Consider the following 21,522-nt stretch of genomic DNA (forward strand, 5'->3'; position numbering starts at 1 on the left):
ATCTATCTGTCTGCGCTAACTTGCGCGTGTGTAACGTTCGAGAGGCACGACTTGTGCCCGATCCGCCAGAGAGATTCCTGCTTCGGTACCCCGCCGGAATGGTCACTGAACCTCCCTACACGTGAGGGACGTACTGCCAATGGCAACGGTTAGCCAAATATGGCGTAAACCACAGCATCGGCGGCATGCACCACCGTGTTCGACGGCACATCCAACCACATGTACGGCGTGAACGAGACGCCCCCCGCCGGATCAACGTGACTGAAGTCGCACGGTGACCACCAGACCTCCTCCGTCCCTGGGGATGGCGGTCACATTGCCCCCGTGGGCGCGCACGACCGCGCGGACGATGGACAGCCCGAGCCCCGCCCCCTTGTCCGAGTCGACCCGGTCGGCGTTGAGCCGCCGGAACGGCTCGAAAAGGCTGTTCACCTCGTACGCGGGCACATGCGGCCCCGTGTTGGCCACCTGAACAACCAACGCACCCTCCACCATTCCCGTCCTGACCCACAGACGTCCGGAGTCGGAGAGATTGTGCTTGATGGCGTTCTCCACCAGGTTGGCCACGCACCGCTCGAGAAGCACCGGATCGCCGACGGTCTCGGCGCCGCGAAGCTCGGTGATCACGGTGACCCCGGCCTCCTCGGCCCTCGCGGCGAGCTGGTCGACGGCCGTCTCGGCGACGTCCTTCATGTCCACCGGCTTGCGCACGCTCAGCTCGCGCTCGCTGCGCGCCAGCAGCAACAGGCCCTCGATCAGGCGCTCGTTGCGGGCGTTGACCTCCAGGAGCGTGCGGCCGAGCGCCTTGAGGTCACCCGAGGCCTCCGGATCACCCAGGGCGATCTCCAGGACCGTCCGGTTGATCGTCAGGGGGGTGCGGAGCTCGTGCGAGGCGTTGGCCACGAATCTTCGTTGTGTGTCGAAGGCCACATTGAGCCTGGTGAGCATCGCGTCGAAGGTGTCGGCCAGCTCCTTCAGCTCGTCGTCGGGCCCCTTGAGGTCGATCCGCTCGTGAGCGAGCGTGGAACCCGACAGCTTGCGAGCCGTGGCGGTCATCTGCTGGATCGGCTTGAGCGCCCGGTCGGCGACGATGTAGCCGATGATGACGGCCAGGATGCCGACCCCCACCAGGGCCAGCAGCGAGCGGGCCAGCATCTCCCGCTGCGTCCCGGAGATCGCGACGTGCTGCTGCCAGTACCACTCCCGCTTGACGTTGGCCGCCACATCCGGTCCGACCAGCTCCTTCAGCTCGTCGAACGGGAAGGCCGGCCACGCCGCGTAGAGCGCCCAGCCCACCATCAGGTAGACCACGACCATGAGCAGGGCGCCCGCCGTGAAGAACAGCACGGCGTAGGTGATGGTCAGCCGCCACCGGATGCTGACCCGGTCCATGACCGACCGCAGCCGGTCCAGCGGGGTCCTCGGGGCCGAAGCGGCGCCCACCGGGGGCGGCCCGTCCCACGCGGGAGGGCCGGTCGGCGGCGGTGGCTGCTCACCCGCCTTCCCCTCCCCCTCGGGGGGCCCGGACTCCAGCCGCTCGCTCCTCCAGACGCCCCGCTCGGAGTGAGGGCTGATCATCGGGTGGGTCGGCACCGACTCGCGGTTCTCGCCCACCGGGACGAACGTCGGGCGTTCCTCTCCCCCGCCTGCCGGAGCGCTCACAGCTTGTACCCGACTCCGGGCACCGTCTCGATCACCTGGGGCTCGCCCAGTTTCTTTCTCAACGTCATCATGGTCACGCGCACCACGTTGGTGAACGGGTCGATGTTCTCGTCCCAGGCCTTGTCCAGCAGGTCCTCCTGGCTGACGACCGCGCCCTCGGCGCGCATCAGCTCCTCCAGGACCGCGAACTCCTTCTTGGTGAGCGCGATCTCCGCGCCCTCCCTGGTCACCAGCCGCTTGCCGGGATCCAGGCGGACCCCCGACCGCTCCAGCACCGGCGGCAGGGCCGGGGCCGAACGGCGGCCGAGCGCCCGCACCCGCGCGACGAGCTCGATGAACACGAAGGGCTTGGCCAGGTAGTCGTCGGCCCCCAGCCCCAGCCCCTCCACCTTGTCGTCGACGTCACCGGACGCGGTCAGCATGAGGATCCTCGACGCGGTACGGGAGGCCACCAGGCGGCGGCAGACCTCGTCGCCGTGGACCTTGGGCAGGTCCCGGTCCAGGACGATGACGTCATAGTCGATGTATCCCGTCCGCTCCAGCGCCCCGGCACCGTCGTAGGCCACGTCCACGGCCATCGCCTCGCGCCGGAGACCGGTCGCGATCGCGTCGGCGAGCACCCGCTCATCCTCAACCACAAGCACTCGCACGGCCTATGGCACCTCCCGTCACATTCCCTGAGCAACCGCTGGGACGGCTCCCCATTCTCCCCTCACCACCTGTAAGCACACGGTAAGGCCCTCACGAGAGCGGGCACTCCGTGTGATGTCGGAAACACACAGGTTTAGCTCGTGGTTCACCCTGGGTACAGCCGGTTCCAGTCTCTATCGCGGTATCTTCCGTCCCCATGAGCCCGTGAGAAAGAAGGTGAGATGGGCGAGTTCACCACGACAATCGAACACCGCCTCGACCAGGCACACAGGAACTTGCAGGAGGCCAGGTCCTCCGGCGACGACTACCTCGCCGACACCTTCACCGCCGAGATCGAGGATCTCCACCGTCTAGCCACAGACAACGGCGTTCCCATTCAGCGCTGATGGGAGGGAGCCCCCCGGCCGACCGGCCGGGGGGCTCCCTCACCCACTCCCCGCCCCGCCCCTCACACCGGGGCCGGGACGGGGAGTGCCGATCGCTCTCCGAAGATCGGGCTTCGCGCTCTTCGAGGGTCAGGCGTCGCGTTCGGGGTCGAGCGGGAGCAGCAGGTCGTGCAGCTCCTCGAACAGGCCGGGCGCCGCGCACAGGGTGAGGCCGGGATTGGCCGGCCTGCCCTCCAGCCCGCCGACCCTGGCCCCGGCCTCGGTGGCGATGAGAGCCCCGGCCCCGTAGTCCCAGTACTGGGGGCCGCGCTCGTAGTAGCCGTCCACCCGCCCCGCCGCCACCGCGCACAGGTCGGAGGCCGCCGAGCCGCCCCTGCGGATGTCGCGCACGCGCGGCAGCACGTGGCGGAGCACCTCCGCCTGCACCTCGCGCCGCCCGCTCTCGTAGCCGAACCCGGTGGCGATCAGTGCCCGGTTCAGCGGTACGCCGGTGTTGCAGCTCAGCCGCTCCCCCGCCAGCCACGCGCCCCCGCCCCTGACGGCGGTGAACACCTCGCCGCGAGGCACGACGTTGACCACTCCCGCGATCACCTCGCCGTCCACCTCGACCGCGATGCTGACCGCCCACTCGGGCACCCCGTACAGGAAGTTGACGGTCCCGTCGATCGGGTCGACGACCCAGCGGACCCTGCCCTCGCCGGTGGAGCCGCCCTCCTCGCCGAGGATCGCGTCCTCGGGCCTGACCGCCTTGATCCTGTCTCTGATGAGATCCTCAGAGGCCCGGTCCAGGGCGGTCACCACGTCGGTGGGGCTGGACTTGGTGACGAGCACCTCGGGCCGGGCCGGCCGCTTGGCCAGCAGCATCTCACCGGCCTCCCTGGCGATCTCCTCCGCCAGCCGGCCGAAGGTCACGGCGCTGTCCACGATCCCCTCACCACTCCTCACTCGCTCCGGCGGGCTCATGACGGCACCCGCCGCCACCCCCATGCCCAACCGAACGTACGGCATTCCCCACCCGTCCCGGCGGCCCCCCGGTCCTCCCGCGCCGCTCCCGGCCCACGGCGATCCCCGCTCGCCGCGCCGGGCTCACGACAGCGACTCCGGACGCTTCCACTCGCGCCCGAGGACATGCTGGTCGAGGAAGGCCAGAACGGTCTCGTACCAGACGACCGCGTTGCCCGGCTTGAGCACCCAGTGGTTCTCGTCGGGGAAGTACAGGAACTTCGACTCCACCTCCGAGCGCTGCAGGTCCCACCACAGGCGCAGCGCCTCCCCGATGGGGACCCGGTAGTCCTTGTCGCCGTGGACGACCAGCATCGGGGTGGAGATGTTCTCCAGCGACAGGTGCGGGGAGAGCTTCGCGTACAGGCCGGTGCCCGGGGAGCCGAACTCGCGCTGCCAGTACATGGAGGCGTCGGTGGTCCCGGCGAACTGGTCGAGGTTCCAGAGCGAGGCGTGGGTGACGATCGCCCTGAACCTGTCGGTGTGCCCGGCGACCCAGTTGGCCATGTAGCCGCCGAACGAGCCGCCCATGGCGGCGGTCCTGTCGGGGTCGACCTCGGGAAGCTCCAGGGCGGCGTCGGTGATCGCCATCAGGTCCGCGTGGGTGCGCGGGCCCCAGTCGGCCCAGCCGCGCCGGATCATGTCCGGCCCGTAACCGGTGGACAGGCACGGATCCGGCAGCAGCACGGCGTAACCGTGCTGGGCCATGACCCATGGATTCCAGCGCCAGGACCAGTCGTTCCAGCTGGCCAGCGGGCCACCGTGGATCCACAGCAGGAGCGGGGCGGGGTTCTTCTCTGAGGCGCCCTCGGGCAGCACCAGCCAGGCCCTGATCTCCGCGCCGTCGTCGGCGGTCACGGTGACCTCGGTGAGCGTGCCGGGCAGCTCCTGTTCGGGGACGGGGGAGACCAGCTTTTCCACCGTGCCGTCCGGTGCCACCCTGGCCGGGGCCGCGGGCGCGTCCACGGCGCTGCGCAGCGCGTAGACGGTGCCGTCGGGCGCGACGTTGAGCGAGGAGTACGCGGCGTCGTCGAGGGTGAGCCGCTCCGGCGCGGACCCGTCGGCCGGGACCCGGAAGATCGGGCGGCGGCCGTGGTCGTCGGCGACCACGAACAGCGAGCGGGAGTCGGGTGCCCAGACGACGTCGGACGGCCAGAGCGCGCCGCCCGCCGGGTGGCCCTCCCCGGTCGCCAGGTCGACGATCCACAGGGTGCTCTCGGGGATCCGGTCGATGTCGGCGTGGTTGTTCCTGACGCACGCGACCAGGCGCCCGTCGGGGGAGACCCTGACCGGCCCGTCGAAGTCGTGGTCGTCCGCGGCGGCCAGGACCCGCCGGGCGCCGCCGTCGGCCGTGTCGATGGCGACCAGCTCGAAGCGGAGCTCGCCCTGCGGCATCGACACGCCCCAGGTCGTCACGACCGTGGAGCCGTCCGGCGTCACGTCGCACGCGCTGTGGCCCGACAGCGCCTTGCCTGGCTGCGGGGTGAGGTCCCTGACGTCGGTCAGCCGCTCCTCGTCGCCCAGGGTGCCCGCGAACAGCCGGGGCTCGCCGGGACCGAGGTCGTGATCCCAGTAGCGGACCGGGTAACTCTCGTGCAGAATCGCGCTGATCCCCGCGTCCTTGCGTGTCTTGCGCCGCTCGGCCTCGCCCGCCTCGTCGCCGGGGAGCACGTCGGAGCAGAAGACCACGGTCCTGCCGCCGGTCACGAAACCGGCGATGCCCCCGGGCCTGGAGGCGATCTGCCGGGCCTCGCCTCCGGCCGCGGGCAGCAGCCAGAGCGCGGGAACCTCCTCGTCCGCCTCCTTGACGGTCGGGTCGGGCCGGCGTGAGCCGAAGAGCAGGTCGCCGCCTCGCGTGAACTCGGCCCCGGCCTCGCCCTTGACGGATCTGGTCAGCCGGTACGGCCGGCGGCCGTCGAGAGGGACCTCCCACAGGGAGGTCCCGTAGGATCTTCCGTCGGGATTAAGCGCCTGCACCACGCTGACCAGGCGCGCTCCATCGGGGGATAGCCGCAGGGATGCCACCCGCGGCACGCCGACATAATCGCGGATGTCGTTAAATGGGGTCACGGTTTCGAACTTACCCCGGCGATCGTCTCCGAACATGCATCCGAACATGCATCCACAAACCTTGTTGATAACGAACCACTCCAGGTGACCATGCGAGAGGACCCCCCGGCATACGGTTTGATAAATGTCATGGGGAATTACGACGCACTTCTCGTCGTCTCGTTCGGGGGCCCGGAGAAACCAGACGACGTGATGCCGTTCCTGGAGAACGTGGTCCGGGGCAGGGGGATCCCGCGCGAGCGGCTGCTGGAGGTCGAGGCGCACTACCAGCGCTTCGGAGGGGTCAGCCCGATCAACCAGCAGTGCCGCGACCTGATCGAGGCCGTGAAACCGACCGTTGACCTCCCGGTTTACTGGGGCAACCGCAACTGGCACCCCTACCTGGAGGACACGCTCCACCAGATGGCGGCGGACGGCGTACGCAGGGCCGCGGCCTTCGTCACCGCCGCCTACAGCTCGTACTCGGCTTGCCGCCAGTACATCGACGACATCGCGCTCGCCAGGGCCGCGGTCGAGGGCGCCCCGGAGGTCGTCAAGCTCCGGCACTACTTCGACCACCCCGGTTTCATCACGGCGATGGCCGATCACACCCGTGAGGCCCTGGACCGGCTGCCCGCCGAGCTCAGGGACTCCGCGCGGCTGGTCTTCACCGCTCACAGCATCCCGATCTCGATGGCCGCGACGGCCGGACCCGGCGGCGGCGCGTACGAGGCGCAGCTGCGCCGGGCGGCGACGCTGGTCACCGCCGAGGTGGGCGGCGACGGCGGAGACGGCGGAGGCAGGGCGTGGGACCTGGTCTGGCAGAGCCGGAGCGGCGCCCCGCACATCCCGTGGCTGGAACCCGACGTCTGCGACCACCTGCTGGAGGTCGACGCCCCGGCGGTGGTGCTGGTGCCGATCGGCTTCGTCTCCGACCACATGGAGGTCGTCTACGACCTCGACGTGGAGGCCGCGGACACGGCGAGGAAGATCGGCCTGCCGCTGGTCAGGGCGTCCACGGCCGGGACCCACCCTCGGTTCGTCTCGATGGTCGGGGAGCTGCTCGCCGAGCCGGAGCCCGTCGCGTGCGCGGCCACCTGCTGCCCGGCCCCGCCGCGCCGCCGCGGATAGCCACGGGCAGGCGCGGTAGGCGCGGGACCGACGACGGCCACGAGGCCGCGGGTGACCACCGGGTCGAGGGCGGTCATCGGGTCACGGGTGATCACGGGTCGCGGGCGCTCATCGGGTCGAGGGCGGTCGCGGGTGCGGGTGCCCGCGGGCGCCTCAGGGGTAGGCGGCGGCGTAGCCGCGGGAGATGCCCATGACCTTGGCGACGTACGACCAGGAGTGGTTGTAGAACCAGACGGCCTTCTCCAGCTTCTTGCCGCCCCTGCCCGCCCCGTTGGCGCACAGGTAGTTGGCCGCGCCGGGAACCGCGTCGTACGGGTTCCAGATGTCGGCGACGCCGTCGCCGTCGCCGTCCACGCCGTAGGCCTTCCAGGTGGCGGGCATGAACTGCATCGGTCCCTGCGCGCCCGCCGAGGAGGGGCCGTTGTTGCGCCCGTGCGAGCTCTCCACCTGGCCGATCGCGGCCAGGACCGTCCAGGAGAGCCCCGGGCAGACCTCGGCCGCCTTGCGGTAGAGCTCCAGATAGCTGCCTGGCCTGCCGACCGCGGCCCTCCGCACCCGGCCGGTTCCCGTCTTCCCTGTCGTCCCGCCGGTGGTGGCCTTCACGGTGGGCTTCAGGGTGGGCTTCGCCGCACGGGCACCGCCGACGGCGACCACCTGGGAACCCGGGCTCAGCAGCCTGCCCACCCGTGTCCTGAGGATGGCGGCGGCCTTCTCCGGGCCGTGCACGAGCAGTGCCACGCCCGGCAGCAGGCCCAGCCTGCGGCCGGTCTCCTCCCCCACGATGCCGTCCACGCCGGGCAGGCCGAACGAGGCGGAGGCCGCGGCACGCAGCCGGGGGCCGCCGTCCACCTGGTACTCCGAGCCGAGGACCAGTCCGAGGCGGCGCGCCGCAGAGCTGTCGGCGACGAACTCCCCCCTGGCGAGGGCGTTCCAGACCCCCTGCTGGTCGGCGACGGCCCTGGGGGCCCACGCGCGAAAGCGGGCGGGGTCGACCGCGATGAGGTTGAGCCCGACCCCGGACACCTTGACCGCCCCGCCGTCGAAGGAGTCGATCTTCTGGACGTACTTGAGCCGGGAGATGTCCTCCTTGGTCTGCTCGGTCAGCGTCGAGGGGGAGATGACCAGCAGCCGGGGCGGGGTGGAGGTGAGCCCGGGAGCGCCCGTCCCTCCCGGATCGGGGACGGGGGTCTGTCCGGTTCCCGGCCCGGGAGACGGTCCCTGGGAGGCGGAATCGCGCGGCACGGAGCTCTCGGGCGCCGGATCCCGCGAGCCCGGATCCCGCGGACCCGTGGCCGCAGGGTCGGGGTCGTCTCCGGCCGGGGCGTCCGGGTTCGGGTTCGCCGGGTCCACCGGGATCGCGGGAGGGCTGGCCACCGGCGCGATCGCCGACAGATCCCGGATGCGGGACTCCACGACGGCGCTCTCGCCGGAGGCGGCGGGAGCGGCGGGGCGACCGGCGTTGATCACCGCGAGCGCGACGCCGCCGAGGGCGAGGAGGGCGGTCATGGCGACCATCACTGGGACGAACAACCGCAACCCGGGAAGACGTGACACCGCGCTCACGTTAGCTCCAACGGACCGCGTCGTGAGCCGTTGCCCGGAAAATCACTTGCCGATCGGCGGTTCTGTGCGAAATCGTCGGCATGTTCCACGCGCGCAGAACAGCAAGGGGATCATCCGTGGTCGGGCCGTACAGGGGGCTCTTCAGCACGCCCGGCGTCAAGGGCTTCGTCATCGCGGGGTTCTTCGGGCGGATGCCGATGTCGATGCTCGGCATCGGCATCATGGTGCTCGTCAAAGAACTCACCGACTCCTACGCGACGGCGGGCGCGGTCGCGGCCACCGTCAGCGTCTCCTTCGCCGTCGCGGCCCCGCTGTCGGGGCGCCTGGTGGACAGGTTCGGCCAGGCCAGAATAGTCATCCCGCTCACGCTGACGCACGGCGCCACGCTGACCGGCCTGATGCTCTGCGCCGAGTACGGCGCCCCCCGCTGGACGCTCTTCGCCACCGGCGTCGTGGTCGGCGCGACCGCGCTCTCGCTCGGCTCGCTCGTGCGGGCCCGCTGGTCGCACCTGCTGGCCGGGTCGGCGAGGCTGCACACGGCGTTCTCCTTCGAGTCGGTGGCCGACGAGGTCATCTTCGTCGCGGGCCCGGCGCTGGTCACCGTCCTGGCCACCATGATCAACCCGTACGCGGGCCTGATCGTGGCTCTGGCCTGCACGATCGTGGGCACCATCGCCTTCGCCCTGCAGCGCGGCACGGAGCCGCCCATCCGCCCCAGGGAGACCGGCTCGGGCACCCCGATCACCATTCCCGGCGTCGCCCTGATGTCGTGCGCCTTCCTGGCGATGGGAGCGGTGTTCGGCTCGGTCGACCTGATCACGGTCGCGTTCGCCGAGGAGCAGGGCTCCAAGGCCGCGGCCGGGCTGCTGCTCGCCTCGTTCGCCGGCGGGAGCCTGGTCTCCGGCCTCTGGTACGGCGCGCGGCAGTGGAGCATCCCGCTGAGCAGCAGGTTCGTCCGCTCGCTCGGGGTGTTCGCGGTGGGCCTGACCCCGATCATGCTCATCGGCGACATCAGGGTCATGGCGGGCGCGCTGTTCCTGGCCGGGCTGGCCATCTCCCCGACCGTCATCACCGGCTACAGCCTGACCGAGCGGCTGGTCCCGGCCCGCCTGCTCACCGAGGGCATGGCGTGGATCTCGACCTCGGTCGGGTTCGGCGTGGCGATCGGCGCGTGGGCGGGAGGCAGGCTCACCGACGCGTTCGGCGCCTCCAACGCCTACGGGTTCTCCTTCGCCTGCGCCCTGCTGGCCGTGGCGATCGGCGTCGGCGGCTCCGCCTGGTTGCGGACCCCTGTTGCCCAGCAGCAATCGTGAGTATCGTTCATATTCGCTGGCGAAGCGCGCGAACGTGAACCGGCGGTGGCCCACCTGATCGTGGGCGGGACTCCCGCGTGAGCCGGGCGTCGGCGCCCCCGTACGGCCGGGTGCCGCCCGCTGGGCAGGAGTGAACATGGGCGAGACCTTCCGCAACTGGGCGCGAAACCAGTCCGCCACCCCCGCGGAGGTCCGCGCGCCCTCCTCCGCCGAGGAGGTCTCGCGGGCCGTACGGGACGCCGCCGCGGCGGGCCGCCGGGTGCGCATGACCGGCACCGGTCACTCCTTCACCCCCGTGGCGCTGACCGACGGCCTCCTGCTGCGGCCCGACGCGCTGACCGGGATCCGCGAGGCCGGAGACGGCTGGGTGACGGCCGAGGCCGGGACGACGGTCGGCGCCCTCAACCGGGAGCTGCACCGGAGGGGCCTGGCCCTGGCCAACATGGGCGACATCGACGCGCAGACCGTGGCCGGGGCCATCCAGACCGGCACCCACGGCACCGGCAGGGACGTCGGCGGGATGGCGGACCAGGTGCTGGCACTGGAGATGGTGCTCGCCGACGGCGAGATCGTCACGGTCCGCGGCGACGGCGAGGGGAAGATCCACGGGGTGGCCGAGCGGGACCTGTTCGACGCCGCCAGGGTGAGCCTGGGCGCGCTGGGCGTGGTGACCGCGGTGACCTTCCGGGTGGAGCCGGCCTTCCTGCTGCGCAGCGTACGGGAGCCGATGCCGCTGACCGCGATCCTCGGCTCCCTCGACACGCTCGTCGCCGGCAACGAGCACCTCGACTTCTTCTGGCTGCCGCACACCGACACCTGCCTGACCAAGCGCAACAACCGCAGCCCCGGCCCGCCCAGGCCCCCGAGCGCGCTGAAGTACTGGCTCGACAACCACTTCATGGAGAACACCCTGTTCGGCGCGCTGTGCGGCGTCGGCGGCCGCTACCCGGGCGCCATCCCCCGGCTCAACGCGCTCTCGGCCGCGACGCTGTCGGCCTCGGCCCACACCGACGCCTCGCACCGGATCTTCACGAGCGTGCGGGAGGTGCGCTTCCTGGAGATGGAGTACGCCATCTCGCGCGAGCACCTCGGCCAGGCCCTCCGCGAGGTGCGCGACCTGCTGGAACTGCGAGACTGGAAGATCAGCTTCCCGGTCGAGGTGCGCGTCACCCCGGCCTCGGACGCCTGGCTGTCCACCGCCTACGGCAGGGACTCGGCCTACATCGCCTGCCACGTCTACCGGCCGACCCCGAACCCGGCCTACTTCGAGGGCGTCGAGGAGATCATGACGAGGCTCGGCGGCCGGCCGCACTGGGGCAAACTACACACCCGCGACGCCGCCTACCTGGCGACGGTCTATCCCCGTTTCGATGACTTCCTGGCCGTGCGGGAGGCCCTCGACCCGGGGCGCGCCTTCGCCAACGACCATCTCGACACCGTCCTGGGCTGAGGAACGCCACCCCTCGGACGGAAATCCCCTCCGCTCCGCCCTCGCCACGCGGCCCCGGGGCGCGTCGCGTTCCCCCGAATCGGCCGCTTCTCACCAGCTTTCGGTAAAGGGTGACGCAAAGGCTCGCTCGAAGAGTGACGCGTCCGCGTGTCCCGCCGTTCCCCGGGCGCGTACGAGGGGCAGATTCGCAGACGCCCGCGCCGCTCGACCCCGAGGGAGTCCGCTGGAGATGACCTTCTCCCGCCGTCCATGCCAGCCGCCGCCGCGTCCCGTCGTCACGGACCGCGACGACCGGCCCCCGCACAACGCCGCGATCGCGGCACATCCTGCCCGGACCGGCGGACCGGCCTCACCGCCATCTCCCGGTTCTTGGTGGAAGTCCGCAGCGGTTCCCGGAGTTATCCGTGAGAATCCCTGGAGGACCCCGAAGTTGCTGCTCCAGACCGGTGCCCTGTATTAGATGAATGGAGCAAATGTGACCGGCGTCACATCGCTGCGAGCCCCATCCAGGAAGGCGATGTTCGGACATGCCGGGTACGGTGCTGGCAGGCAACCGGCACACGCGAGAGACTCAAGGGTCCGGGGGAAGATTGAGCACGACGACGAAGGGACTCGCATGCAGGAGCTCCGACTCGTCGCGGTGAGTGAGGACGGGACCTATCTCGTGCTGGCGACAGCCGGCCGGGGCACCCGGTTCACGCTGCCCGTCGACGACCGGCTCCGTGCTGCCGTCCGCGGCAACTTCTCCCGTCTCGGCCAGTACGAGATCGAAGTGGAGAGTCCGTTGCGCCCCAAGGAGATCCAGGCCCGGATCCGTGCCGGCGAGACCGCGGAGGAGATCGCCAACACGGCGGGAATCCCGGTCGAGCGCGTGCGATGGTTCGAGGGTCCCGTGCTCCAGGAACGTGAGTACATGGCACAGCAGGCGCAGCGCTGCGCCGTACGCCTGCCCGGCGACTCCGCTCCCGGTCCCACCCTCGGCGACCTGGTCGCCGAGCGGCTGACCCGCCGTGGCGTCCCCGCCGACGAGATCGAGTGGGATTCCGCCAAGCGGGACGACAACATGTGGCGCATCAAGCTCGGTTTCGTGTGGAACGGTCACACGCGCAACGCCGAGTGGCTCTTCGACCCGCGCCGGCGTCACATCACGCCCCACGACGACGAGGCCCTGCGGCTCTCCAGCGGAGAGGACGTCGAGCCGGTCGAGGACACCACGGTCACGCCGTTCGTCCCGAGAATGGCCAAGCTCGCGCCGGTGCCGCCGCTGGCGCCCGAGCCGCTGAACCAGCCGCCGGTGGCCTTCCCCTCGGTCCTGCGGCACGAGACCCCGGTTCAGCCCCGGCCCGCCTACGCCCAGGTCGAGCCCCCGGCGCCCCCCGCGCCGTCCGTGCCGTCCCCGGCCGCCTACCAGCAGCCGCCGATGCCCCCGCTCCCCGCCGGATACGAGGCGCCGAGGGTGTCGGTGCCGCCGCTGCGCGCTCCCGACCCGGCCGGATACCAGCCGGAAAGGGCTCCGGAGCCCGCCGCCCCCGCGGCCCAGGGTTCCGCCCCCGTCACGCGGGTCAGGCCCCCCGAGCCCGTGCTGCCCGAGCCCGTCGCCCCGTACCCGCCCCCGTACGAGCCGGTCACGCCGGCGGCGCACGAGCCCGTCACGTACGAGCCGGTCACACCGGCCGCGCACGAGCCCGTCACGTACGAGCCGGCCGCGTACGAGCCGGTCACACCGGCCGCGTACGGGCCGCCTTCCTCCCCTGCGCCGGAGCCCGTGACCCCCGACGCGTCGCGGCCCGTCCCCGTGTCGCGGCCCGCCGCGGCGACTGTCGAGCCGCCCGCGGTGACCGCGCCGGAGCCTGAGCCCGCCGCGCACGGATCCGCCACCGCGCGGGAACGGGTCCTCCCGCCGGAGGCGTCGTCTCCCGCGCACGGACCGGCCGCCCCCTCCGAGGGAGCGGTCACCGGGCAGGAGACCGCGGCCGAACCCGAGGTGGTCAAGGTTCCGGAGGCTGCGCAGATCCCGGAGGCCGTGAAGGCTCCGGAGGCCGCCGAGATCGCGGAGCCCTCGCCCCCCGCCACGACCACGCCGGAACCGGCCGTGACCGCTCCGGCCGCCGTCCTGCCCGACCCCGCCGACCAGCCGTCCCCCCCGGCCGCGAAGGCCACCGAGCAGGCTTCCGCGGAAGCGGAGAAGCCCGTCGCGGCGAAGGAGACCCCCGCCTCCGACCCCGCACCGGAGACCGGAGCGGCCCAGGAGGGTCCGATAGCCGTACCGGCGGCGCGCGTCAGCGTGGACGAGCGGGCCAAGGCCGAGCCTGGCAGGCAAGAGACACAGGGGGACACGGGGGCAATGCAGGAGAGCAAGGTCGACAAGCCCGCGGCGGAAAAGCCCGCGGATCCGCCGAAGCCGGCACCGGCTCCGGCCCGGCCCGCCAAGAAGTCCCGGGGACGGCGCGCGTCCGTACCGACCTGGGACGAGATCATGTTCGGCGCCCGCCGCCAGGACTGACCGCACCGCGCCAGGCGGGGGTGACCGGGGACACCGGTCGCCCCCGCCTCGCCGTATGGCGGCCGTTCCCGGCGGACGCGGGAAGTCCTCGGAGGGAAGTCCTCGAAGGGGAAGTTCTCGGAGAGGGAGTCCTCGGAGGCGACGGTTTCCGGACGCGGGAGTTTCTGGACGCGGGCAGCCCTCAGCGCGAGAGCGGCCCGCCGGACGCGGGGGCCTCCGGGGTCGCGGAGGCGTCCGGAACGAGGAACGGGGTGAGCCAGGCGGGGGTGACCTCGGCGGCGAATGCCGGCCCCTCGGCCTCGCCGACGTCGAGGGCGGCGTAACCGCCGGTGCCCGCACCCACGCCCGCGGTCACGGTCAGCAGACCGGCGCGACGCTGGAACCAGGTCTGGCTCAGGGTCCAGCCGACCACGGCCCGCTCCTCCACGACCGCCTGGGAGCGTCGCAGCGAGCCCGACCTGACCGACAGGCGGCTCCCGTCGTAGGTGTGGCCGAGGGACCGGTAACGGTCGAGGCCGAGCGGGACGCCCAGCAGCGCGAGGAGCAGGGCGGGCACCGCGAGCACCCACCAGAACCCGGACCACAGCAGGGCGGCCGCCACCGCGCAGGCGGCGATCACCAGCCACGGGAAGATCGCCCGGAACAGCCTGCGCCTGCGCGCCGCGGGCGGGTGCGGCCGCAGCCCGGTGGCGATCGGGCCGATCGCCTCGCCCACCACGTCGAGCACGATGTCCCTCGGAGCCACGGGCATCAGCTGCCCCCGGGTCTCCGAGTCGCCGAGACCGGTCACGATCGCCCAGGCGCGGCCGAGTCCCGCCCTGCGCTCGGCCGGGCCCTCGACGAACTCGAACCCCCGCACCCTGCGCCGCTCCAGCGACACGCTCCTGCGCGTGATCAGACCGCGCCCGGCGACCAGGTATCCCTCGCTGGCGCGGAGGGTGAAGTCCCAGTTGAACACCACGTACATGATCACAGCGATCACCGGCATGGCCAGGAGCAGCAGTATCAGGGCCGCGATGAGCAGGGGCGGGTGCGCCCAGAGCCACTCCCCGAGACCCACCACGACGCGCCTGTCGATCCTGAACTCGCTGCCCCACTGGAACGCCAGGCCCACGGCACCGGCCACCAGCGCGAACGGGGTCAGCAGGTAGGCGCCGGAGATGGGGCCGTACACGAGCCACTTCCTCGGCATCACGAAGAACACCCGCTCGGGGGTCGTGTCGCCCACCTCGTGGCGGGTGGAGGATCCGGCTGCCCGCTCCTCCGACCCGGCCGGCACACCGGACATGCCGGACGCGCCGGCCGTGAGCTCACCGGAGCCGGAGGCGATCCCGGCCGCCGAAGCCGCTTCGCGCGCCTGGACACGTCTCGCCGTACGGGCGCGGGCGTGCCAGAGCAGCACGGCCTTGAGCCGCTCCCCCTCCTCGACGGTGACCCCGTCGAGCTCGCCCTCCTGCTTGTCGTCGCCGCCCGCGCCGGTGTCGATCCTGAGGACGGCGATGCCGAGCAGGCGGTGCAGGGGCGGGGCGCTGACGTCGACGCCGCGGATCCGCTCCAGCGGGATCGTCCGCACCGACCTGCTGATCAGCGACCGGGTGAGTTCCAGCCGGTCGCCGACGATCTGGTAGGTGAAGGTGGCCCAGCGCACGGCCGCGAACGCGACGGAGCCGACGACGCCCACCGCCGCCCACACGAACGATCCGGGGGAGAACCCGCCGAGGAACAGGACACCGGCCAGCGGCAGGAAGAGCGAGGGCAGCATCCGGATCGGATCGGTCAGCAGCACCTTCGGGCTGAGTCTCAGCGGCCTGCCCGTCGGCACCCCCGGCTCGGCTCCCATCCCCTGCGCGTCCGGCGGCCCCCCTTCCGGTACGGCTCCCGCACCGGCCACGCCACCGCCCGGCACGCCCGGGAAACCCGGTCCGTCACCGGCCTGGGCGTGCGGCGAATGCGGCGCGCCGCCGGGCGCGGTCCATCCGCCCGCGTCGGAGCCGTCCGGATCGGCCCGCGGATGGGATCCGGCCGGTGGGCGCCGGTCAGGCCCCTGCTCGGCCGGCGGTCCGCCGATCGAAGGACGGTCGGCCGGAGACTCGCCGACCGGAGAACGGTCGGCCGGAGACTCGCCGGCCGGAGAACGGTCGGCCGGGGGACGGTCGGGGGAGGATTCGGTCACGTCGCGTCGTCCCTGAGTTCTTCCGCGCGGCGGGCGAGGCCCTCGGCCAGCTCGGCGGCGACCTCGTACTCAAGGCCCTTGATCGTGGACGAGCCCGCGTGGGAGGCGGTGCGGATCTCGACCGTGGCCAGGCCCAGCATGCGCTCGAACCAGCCCTGCGCCTTGTCGACCGTCTGGATCCTGCTGACGGGGACGAACACCCATTCCCTGCTGAGCCAGCCGGAACGGGCGTAGACGACGTCTCCGCTGAGCTCCCAGCGGTGCACGGCGTATCGCCAGAACGGCTCGATGAGCGTGCCGGGGATCAGGAGCAGCACCATCAGCCACGGCAGCCACCAGATGTTGTCGAGCGCCCACCCGGGCAGCCAGGACCACTGGTCCTCGTCGATCCACCTGGCCAGGAAGAAGGAACCCCCCGCCAGGAGAACGGACCAGAACAGCCCCTCCAGCAGCCACAACGTGATGGCCTTGCGGGAGACCGGGTTGGCGGGGGCGCGCAGGGAGACGCCGGCGCGCCCGGGAACGCCGGCGCGGCGCTCACCCGGCAGACCGGCCGCCCTGGCCTCCTGGGAGGCGGCGCTGTGCTCATCGGCTCGGTCGCTCACGCTGTCAGCCTAAACGCTCTTGTCGCGACGGGCGTTGCGGCCGCATCACGGAAGGAACTCCTCCGGGCACCGCGGCGGGCCGGGAGGCGGGGCCGGGAGCGGGGGACGCGGCCCGGGGAAGCCGGAGGCGGCGCGGCGGACCCGGGAGCGGGGGATGCGGCCTGGGGAAGCCGGAGCGGCGCGGTGCCCGGAGGCGGGTGCTCAGAACAGATGCTCCGGCATGACGGCCCTCGCCTGCCGGTCGCCGGGGTCCGCCGGCGCCCCTTTCGCCTCTTCCCCAGTTGGAGGTCGAAAAAGTGTCGGTGGCTCAGGGCATGCTGGGGGTCCGAGAATTACGGAGAGGTGCGAATGATGACCTATGCGATCCAGGCCGAGGGGCTGGTGAAGCGCTACGGGGAGACCCGCGCGCTGGACGGGGTGGATCTCGCCGTGCCGCAGGGGCGGTTGCTGGGCGTGCTCGGCCCCAACGGGGCGGGCAAGACCACCGCGGTGCGCATCCTGGCGACGTTGCTGCGCCCCGACGCCGGCACCGCGAGCGTCGGCGGCTACGACGTGACGCGCCAGGCCCACCAGGTGCGCTCGTTGATCGGCCTGACGGGCCAGTACGCCGCCGTCGACGAGATGCTCACCGGCGTCGAGAACCTGATGATGATCGGCCGCCTGCTGGGCATGACACGCCCCGATTCCCGGGCACGCGCCGGCGAGCTGCTGAAGCGTTTCGATCTGTCCGACGCCGGGGGGCGCGCCACCAAGACCTACTCCGGCGGCATGCGCCGCCGCCTTGACCTGGCCGCCAGCCTGGTCGGCCGGCCCCAGGTGCTCTTCCTCGACGAGCCCACCACCGGGCTCGACCCGCGCAGCCGCACCGACCTGTGGAGCGTGGTGCGCGGTCTGATGGCCGACGGCGTCACGGTGCTGCTCACCACCCAGTATCTGGAGGAGGCCGACCAGCTCGCCGACGACATCGTCGTCTTCGACCACGGCAAGGTCATCGCCTCCGGCACCTCCGACCAGCTCAAGGCGACCACCGGCGCCCAGGTCCTGGAGGTGCGCCCCCTGCGGGCCGAGCACCTCGAACTCGTCGGCAAGATCATGGCCGACGTGCTGGGAGAGAAGCCCGACCTCAACGGGGGCAAGGCCACCGCCTCCGTCCACGACCCCGCCGTCGTCCCGGCGATCGTGCGTCTCCTCGACGACCAGGGCGTCACCGCCTCGGAGCTCGCGCTGCGCAAGTCCAGCCTGGACGAGGTGTTCCTGTCCCTCACCGGCCGCCTGCCGGACGACGAGGCCGCCCCCGACGACGAGGGCACCCCCCGGAAAGAAGAGGCTTTCGCATGACCACGCTGACGACGACCATCCCGCAGGTGGCCGCCAAGCGCGTCACCCCCCTGGCCACGCTGCAGCAGACCATGACGCTGGCCTGGCGCAGCCTGGTCCAGATCAAGCACAACCCGTGGGAGCTGCTGGATCTGAGCATCCAGCCCATCATGTTCCTGCTGCTGTTCACCTACGTATTCGGCGGTGCCATCTCCGGATCCACCGGCGACTACCTGCAGTTCGCCCTGCCCGGCCTGCTCGTGCAGAACGCCCTGTTCTACACGCTGTCCACCGCCATCGGCCTCAACACCGACATCACCAAGGGCGTCTTCGACCGGCTGCGCAGCCTGCCCATCGCCCGCACCGCACCCCTGTCGGGGCGCATCATCGCCGACACCGTCAAGCAGGTGTGGGCGTTCGCCCTGCTGATCGGTTTCGGCATGGTGCTGGGCTTCCGGGTGACCACCAGCGTCTTCGGCCTGCTGGGTGCCCTGGCCCTGCTGGTCGTGGTCGCCCTGGCCATGTCCTGGATGTCGGTGCTGATCGGCCTGAAGGCCTCCAGCCCCGAGAAGGTGCAGATGATCTCCTTCTCCACGATGATGCCGCTGACCTTCACCAGCAGCGCGCTGGTGCCCTCCGCCACCTTCCCGTCCTGGCTGAAGACCTGGTCGGACATCAACCCTGTGACGCACCTGGCGGACGCCATCCGCGGCCTTCTCATCGGCGGTGACGTCGGCCAGGCCACCTTCTTCTCGCTGCTCTGGGCCGCGGGCTTCGCCCTGGTCTTCGCCCCTCTGGCGATCCGCGCATTCCGCAGCCACGTCTAGTCTGTCCGCAGGCCGGGCCCGGGGGCGGCGCCCGCCACACGACGAAGAACTAGGGGTGGTCAGGTGCTCGTGGTCCATGGCGCGTGGGTGGACGGGCTCCTGGGGATCTGGGCGGAAGACACCGCCCGGACCCCGGCGTCCGTTTCCCGCGCCGCCCTCCGCCCGCACCCCTTCGCAGCGTCCACGGCCGCACTGGCCGCCGCCCTCGGGGGAATTTCGGATGATTCACCCGAGGAAGCCCTAAATGGGACGCTGAGCGAAGTTTCAGGTGGGGCCCTCCCTGGAGGTGGGGGCGGGGCCCGCAGGGGCGGGGCGACCCCTCAGAGGGCCGCCCCGGGCATCCCGGCCGTCACGGGTGCTCCCATCGTCACGGGTGTCCCGGCCATCGCGAGTGTCCCCGCCGTCGCACACATCCCGGGCGTCACGAGCACCGGGACCATCGCGACCCCGACGAACACCACGGCCGCAGAGGGCGAGCTGGTCCTCCTGCTCCCCGGCTCGGCCTCGGGCCCGCTGCCCTCCCCCGAGTCCGGCCTGGCCAGCCGGGCGCGGAGTCCGAAGATCTCCGCCTGGCGGGTTCCCGCCCTGCTGTTCCATCCGGCCGGCGCGCTCCGCCTGCTCGGCTCGCTGTCGGATCTCGGCCCCGGCCCTCCCGGCCTCGCCGCCGGGGGCGTACGCGGCGCCGAGGATCTCGCCTGGGAGCCGGCCCTCTCCCTCCGCTATCTCGCCGTGGTCGCCGAGCACGCTCGCGGGCTGGTCCGGCGCGGCCGGATCCTGCCCCAGCTCGTCCTGGAGGGCGACGTTCACGCGGCCCGCTGGCGCCCGGTGCTGACCGGCGCCGACCTGGCCGCGCTGCCCGGCCTCGCCGATGCGATGCCGCCCGTGTGCAGGGCGGTGGCGCACGAGCGACCGGCGGGAGAGGTGCTGGACGAGGTTTTGACCGGCCTGGTCGACGGCGCGGCGCGGCTGTCGCTGCCCGACCGGCTGATCCTCGGCAACCGTCCCGGCCCCAAGACCGCTCTGCCCGACCGCTGGCTGTACGCGCTGACCTGCGAGGACGCCTCCCTCCCCGGCGCGAGACCGGACGAGGCGGCGGCGCTCGGCGAAGCTCTGACCCGCTGGTTCGACTCCGCGCACGAGCTGGGCGGGCCGGTCAGGGTCTGCTTCCGGCTGATCGAGCCCGCCGGCGACGGCGACTCCTGGAGGGTCGAGTTCGGCCTCGCCCCCGCGGATCGCCTCGACGACGCCTCCGGCGGGGCACGCGAAGGCGGCGGAGAGCAGGCGGGAGACCGGGGACGCGAGGGCGGCGGAGACGACGAGCGCGGCGAGACCGGTCAGTGGCGCGAGGAGCGCGAACCCGTCGGCTATCTGTCCGCCGAGCGGATCCGGGCCGGTGAGCGGGCGCCGTGGCTGCCCGAGCGGCCCGAGGAGCTGATCCGCGCCGACCTCGGCCGGGCCGTACGCCTCCATCCCGACCTCTACGTCGCGCTGCGCGTCCCCGAGCCGGTCACCCTGACGGTCGAGACGGGGTGGGCGTTCTCGTTCCTCCGCAACGGCGCGCCCATGCTCAGGGCGGCGGGGTACGGCGTGCGGCTGCCGGCCTGGGCCGGACGCCAGGGGCTGGGCCTGAAGCTGACCACCCGCGCGCTCACCGGCGACGAGGACAGCGACGGCGGCGAGGGGTCCGGCCTCGGCGGGCGGGTGAGCGTCCGGCTGGAGGTCGCCGTCGGCGACCACACGATCGGCGCGGAGGAGCTGACCGGGCTGGCCGGGCTTCGCGTCCCCCTGGTACGGGTCAAGGGCCGGTGGGTCGAGCTGGACGACCAGCAGGTCAAGGCGGCCCTGAGGGTGATCGAGCAGCGCGGCGGCGGCGAGCGGACCGTCGGCGAGGTGATCCGCGAGGTCGTGGAGGGCGGTGACGAGAGGCTGCCGCTGATCGCGGTCGACGCCGACGGTCTCCTGGGCGACCTTCTCTCCGGTGAGGCCGACCGCCGTCTCACCCCGGTCGCCCCGCCCCGGGCGCTGCGCGGATCTCTCCGCCCCTACCAGGAGCGCGGCCTGTCCTGGCTGAGCTTCCTGTCCGGGCTCGGGCTGGGGGGCATCCTGGCCGACGACATGGGCCTCGGGAAGACCATCTCGACCCTGTCGCTCCTGCTGTCCGAGCGCGAGACCGGCACGCCCGCACCGACGCTGCTGGTCTGCCCGATGTCGCTGATCGGCAACTGGCAGAAGGAGGCGTCCAGATTCGCCCCGTCGCTGCGCGTCCACGTCCACCACGGCGGCACGCGCAGGCGCGACGAGGAGCTGGCCGCCGCCGTGCGGGAGGCCGACCTGGTCGTCACCACGTACGGCACCGCGCTCCGGGACCTTGGGGCGCTCGCGGGGCTCGGGTGGGAGCGGGTGGTCTGCGACGAGGCGCAGGCGATCAAGAACAGCTCGGCGCAGCAGTCCAGGGCGGTGCGGTCCATCCCCGCCCGCACCCGGCTGGCGCTGACGGGCACGCCGGTGGAGAACCATCTGGCGGAGCTCTGGTCGATCATGGAGTTCTGCAATCCCGGCCTGCTCGGCCCGGCCAGGCGGTTCAGGACCCGATACCAGGAACCGATCGAGACGCGGCGCGACCCCGACGCCACCGCGGCGCTGAAGCGGGCCACCGGGCCGTTCGTGCTGCGGCGGCTCAAGACCGACCGCTCGATCATCTCCGACCTGCCCGAGAAGCAGGAGATGAAGGTCTGGTGCACGCTCACCCCGGAGCAGGCGGAGCTGTACAGGGCCGTGACCGGCGAGATGCTGGGAAGGATCGACGCCTCCACGGGCATCGAGCGGCGTGGCAACGTGCTGGCGACCATGACGAAGCTCAAGCAGGTCTGCAACCACCCGGCCCAGCTGC

Annotated in this window: 15 protein-coding genes; 8 read left to right on the top strand and 7 right to left on the bottom strand. The window is 72.1% G+C overall.

What is annotated here, in order from left to right:
- Positions 1-252 precede the first annotated feature (252 nt).
- Together ACSDR0_RS39990 and ACSDR0_RS39995 are read right to left on the bottom strand one after the other, a co-directional pair.
- Positions 253-1,578, bottom strand: coding sequence for a sensor histidine kinase (locus tag ACSDR0_RS39990; protein WP_435294183.1), 1,326 nt, complete (start codon positions 1,576-1,578; stop codon positions 253-255).
- 80 nt (positions 1,579-1,658) lie between these two features.
- Positions 1,659-2,312, bottom strand: a complete 654-nt coding sequence (locus ACSDR0_RS39995) for a response regulator transcription factor (protein WP_435294168.1) — start codon at positions 2,310-2,312, stop codon at positions 1,659-1,661.
- Between the two features lie 222 nt (positions 2,313-2,534).
- Between ACSDR0_RS39995 and ACSDR0_RS40000 the strand changes: the two genes are divergently transcribed.
- Positions 2,535-2,699, top strand: coding sequence for a hypothetical protein (locus ACSDR0_RS40000; RefSeq protein ID WP_435294169.1), 165 nt, complete (start codon positions 2,535-2,537; stop codon positions 2,697-2,699).
- 129 nt (positions 2,700-2,828) lie between these two features.
- Here the strand turns inward: ACSDR0_RS40000 and ACSDR0_RS40005 are convergent, their stop codons facing one another.
- Together ACSDR0_RS40005 and ACSDR0_RS40010 are read right to left on the bottom strand one after the other, a co-directional pair.
- On the bottom strand, positions 2,829-3,623 hold the full coding sequence (locus ACSDR0_RS40005) for an inositol monophosphatase family protein (protein WP_435294170.1): 795 nt from the start codon (positions 3,621-3,623) through the stop codon (positions 2,829-2,831).
- Between the two features lie 162 nt (positions 3,624-3,785).
- Positions 3,786-5,807: a S9 family peptidase gene (locus ACSDR0_RS40010; RefSeq protein WP_435294171.1), complete on the bottom strand. Its 2,022-nt coding sequence runs from the start codon at positions 5,805-5,807 to the stop codon at positions 3,786-3,788.
- Between the two features lie 93 nt (positions 5,808-5,900).
- Between ACSDR0_RS40010 and ACSDR0_RS40015 the strand changes: the two genes are divergently transcribed.
- A complete protein-coding gene (locus ACSDR0_RS40015; protein ID WP_435294172.1) occupies positions 5,901-6,881 on the top strand; it encodes a ferrochelatase in 981 nt (326 codons plus the stop codon).
- Between the two features lie 153 nt (positions 6,882-7,034).
- Here the strand turns inward: ACSDR0_RS40015 and ACSDR0_RS40020 are convergent, their stop codons facing one another.
- Positions 7,035-8,435, bottom strand: a complete 1,401-nt coding sequence (locus tag ACSDR0_RS40020) for a lytic murein transglycosylase (protein ID WP_435294173.1) — start codon at positions 8,433-8,435, stop codon at positions 7,035-7,037.
- Positions 8,436-8,560: 125 nt separating this feature from the next.
- Between ACSDR0_RS40020 and ACSDR0_RS40025 the strand changes: the two genes are divergently transcribed.
- The 3 genes from ACSDR0_RS40025 (at position 8,561) to sepH (ending at position 13,710) form a co-directional block, all read left to right on the top strand.
- Positions 8,561-9,757: an MFS transporter gene (locus ACSDR0_RS40025; protein WP_435294174.1), complete on the top strand. Its 1,197-nt coding sequence runs from the start codon at positions 8,561-8,563 to the stop codon at positions 9,755-9,757.
- Between the two features lie 136 nt (positions 9,758-9,893).
- Complete coding sequence (locus tag ACSDR0_RS40030) at positions 9,894-11,207, top strand: D-arabinono-1,4-lactone oxidase (protein ID WP_435294175.1); 1,314 nt, start codon at positions 9,894-9,896, stop codon at positions 11,205-11,207.
- 616 nt (positions 11,208-11,823) lie between these two features.
- Entirely contained in the window at positions 11,824-13,710 is a 1,887-nt protein-coding gene (sepH, locus tag ACSDR0_RS40035) for a septation protein SepH (RefSeq protein ID WP_435294176.1), read from the top strand.
- A 181-nt stretch (positions 13,711-13,891) separates the two neighbouring features.
- Here the strand turns inward: sepH and ACSDR0_RS40040 are convergent, their stop codons facing one another.
- Together ACSDR0_RS40040 and ACSDR0_RS40045 are read right to left on the bottom strand one after the other, a co-directional pair.
- Entirely contained in the window at positions 13,892-15,883 is a 1,992-nt protein-coding gene (locus ACSDR0_RS40040; protein WP_435294177.1) for a PH domain-containing protein, read from the bottom strand.
- The gene (locus tag ACSDR0_RS40045) at positions 15,880-16,488 is read right to left on the bottom strand and encodes a PH domain-containing protein (RefSeq protein ID WP_435294178.1); all 609 of its coding nucleotides are present in this window, start codon (positions 16,486-16,488) and stop codon (positions 15,880-15,882) included. Before ACSDR0_RS40045 ends, ACSDR0_RS40040 begins: the two co-directional genes overlap by 4 nt.
- 351 nt (positions 16,489-16,839) lie before the next feature.
- On the opposite strand from ACSDR0_RS40045, the gene ACSDR0_RS40050 reads away from it, so the two are divergent.
- From ACSDR0_RS40050 to ACSDR0_RS40060, 3 genes are all read left to right on the top strand, one after another.
- The gene (locus tag ACSDR0_RS40050) at positions 16,840-17,826 is read left to right on the top strand and encodes an ATP-binding cassette domain-containing protein (protein ID WP_435294179.1); all 987 of its coding nucleotides are present in this window, start codon (positions 16,840-16,842) and stop codon (positions 17,824-17,826) included.
- Positions 17,823-18,632: an ABC transporter permease gene (locus ACSDR0_RS40055; RefSeq protein ID WP_435294180.1), complete on the top strand. Its 810-nt coding sequence runs from the start codon at positions 17,823-17,825 to the stop codon at positions 18,630-18,632. The genes ACSDR0_RS40050 and ACSDR0_RS40055 overlap by 4 nt, the downstream gene beginning before the upstream one ends.
- A gap of 63 nt (positions 18,633-18,695) precedes the next feature.
- Positions 18,696-21,522: DEAD/DEAH box helicase (locus ACSDR0_RS40060; RefSeq protein WP_435294181.1), on the top strand; the 2,827-nt coding region annotated here is incomplete at its 3' end.

Origin of the sequence: Streptosporangium sp. G11 (assembly GCF_051192615.1) — a bacterium.
In the GTDB taxonomy this organism is placed as follows: Bacteria; Actinomycetota; Actinomycetes; order Streptosporangiales; family Streptosporangiaceae; genus Streptosporangium.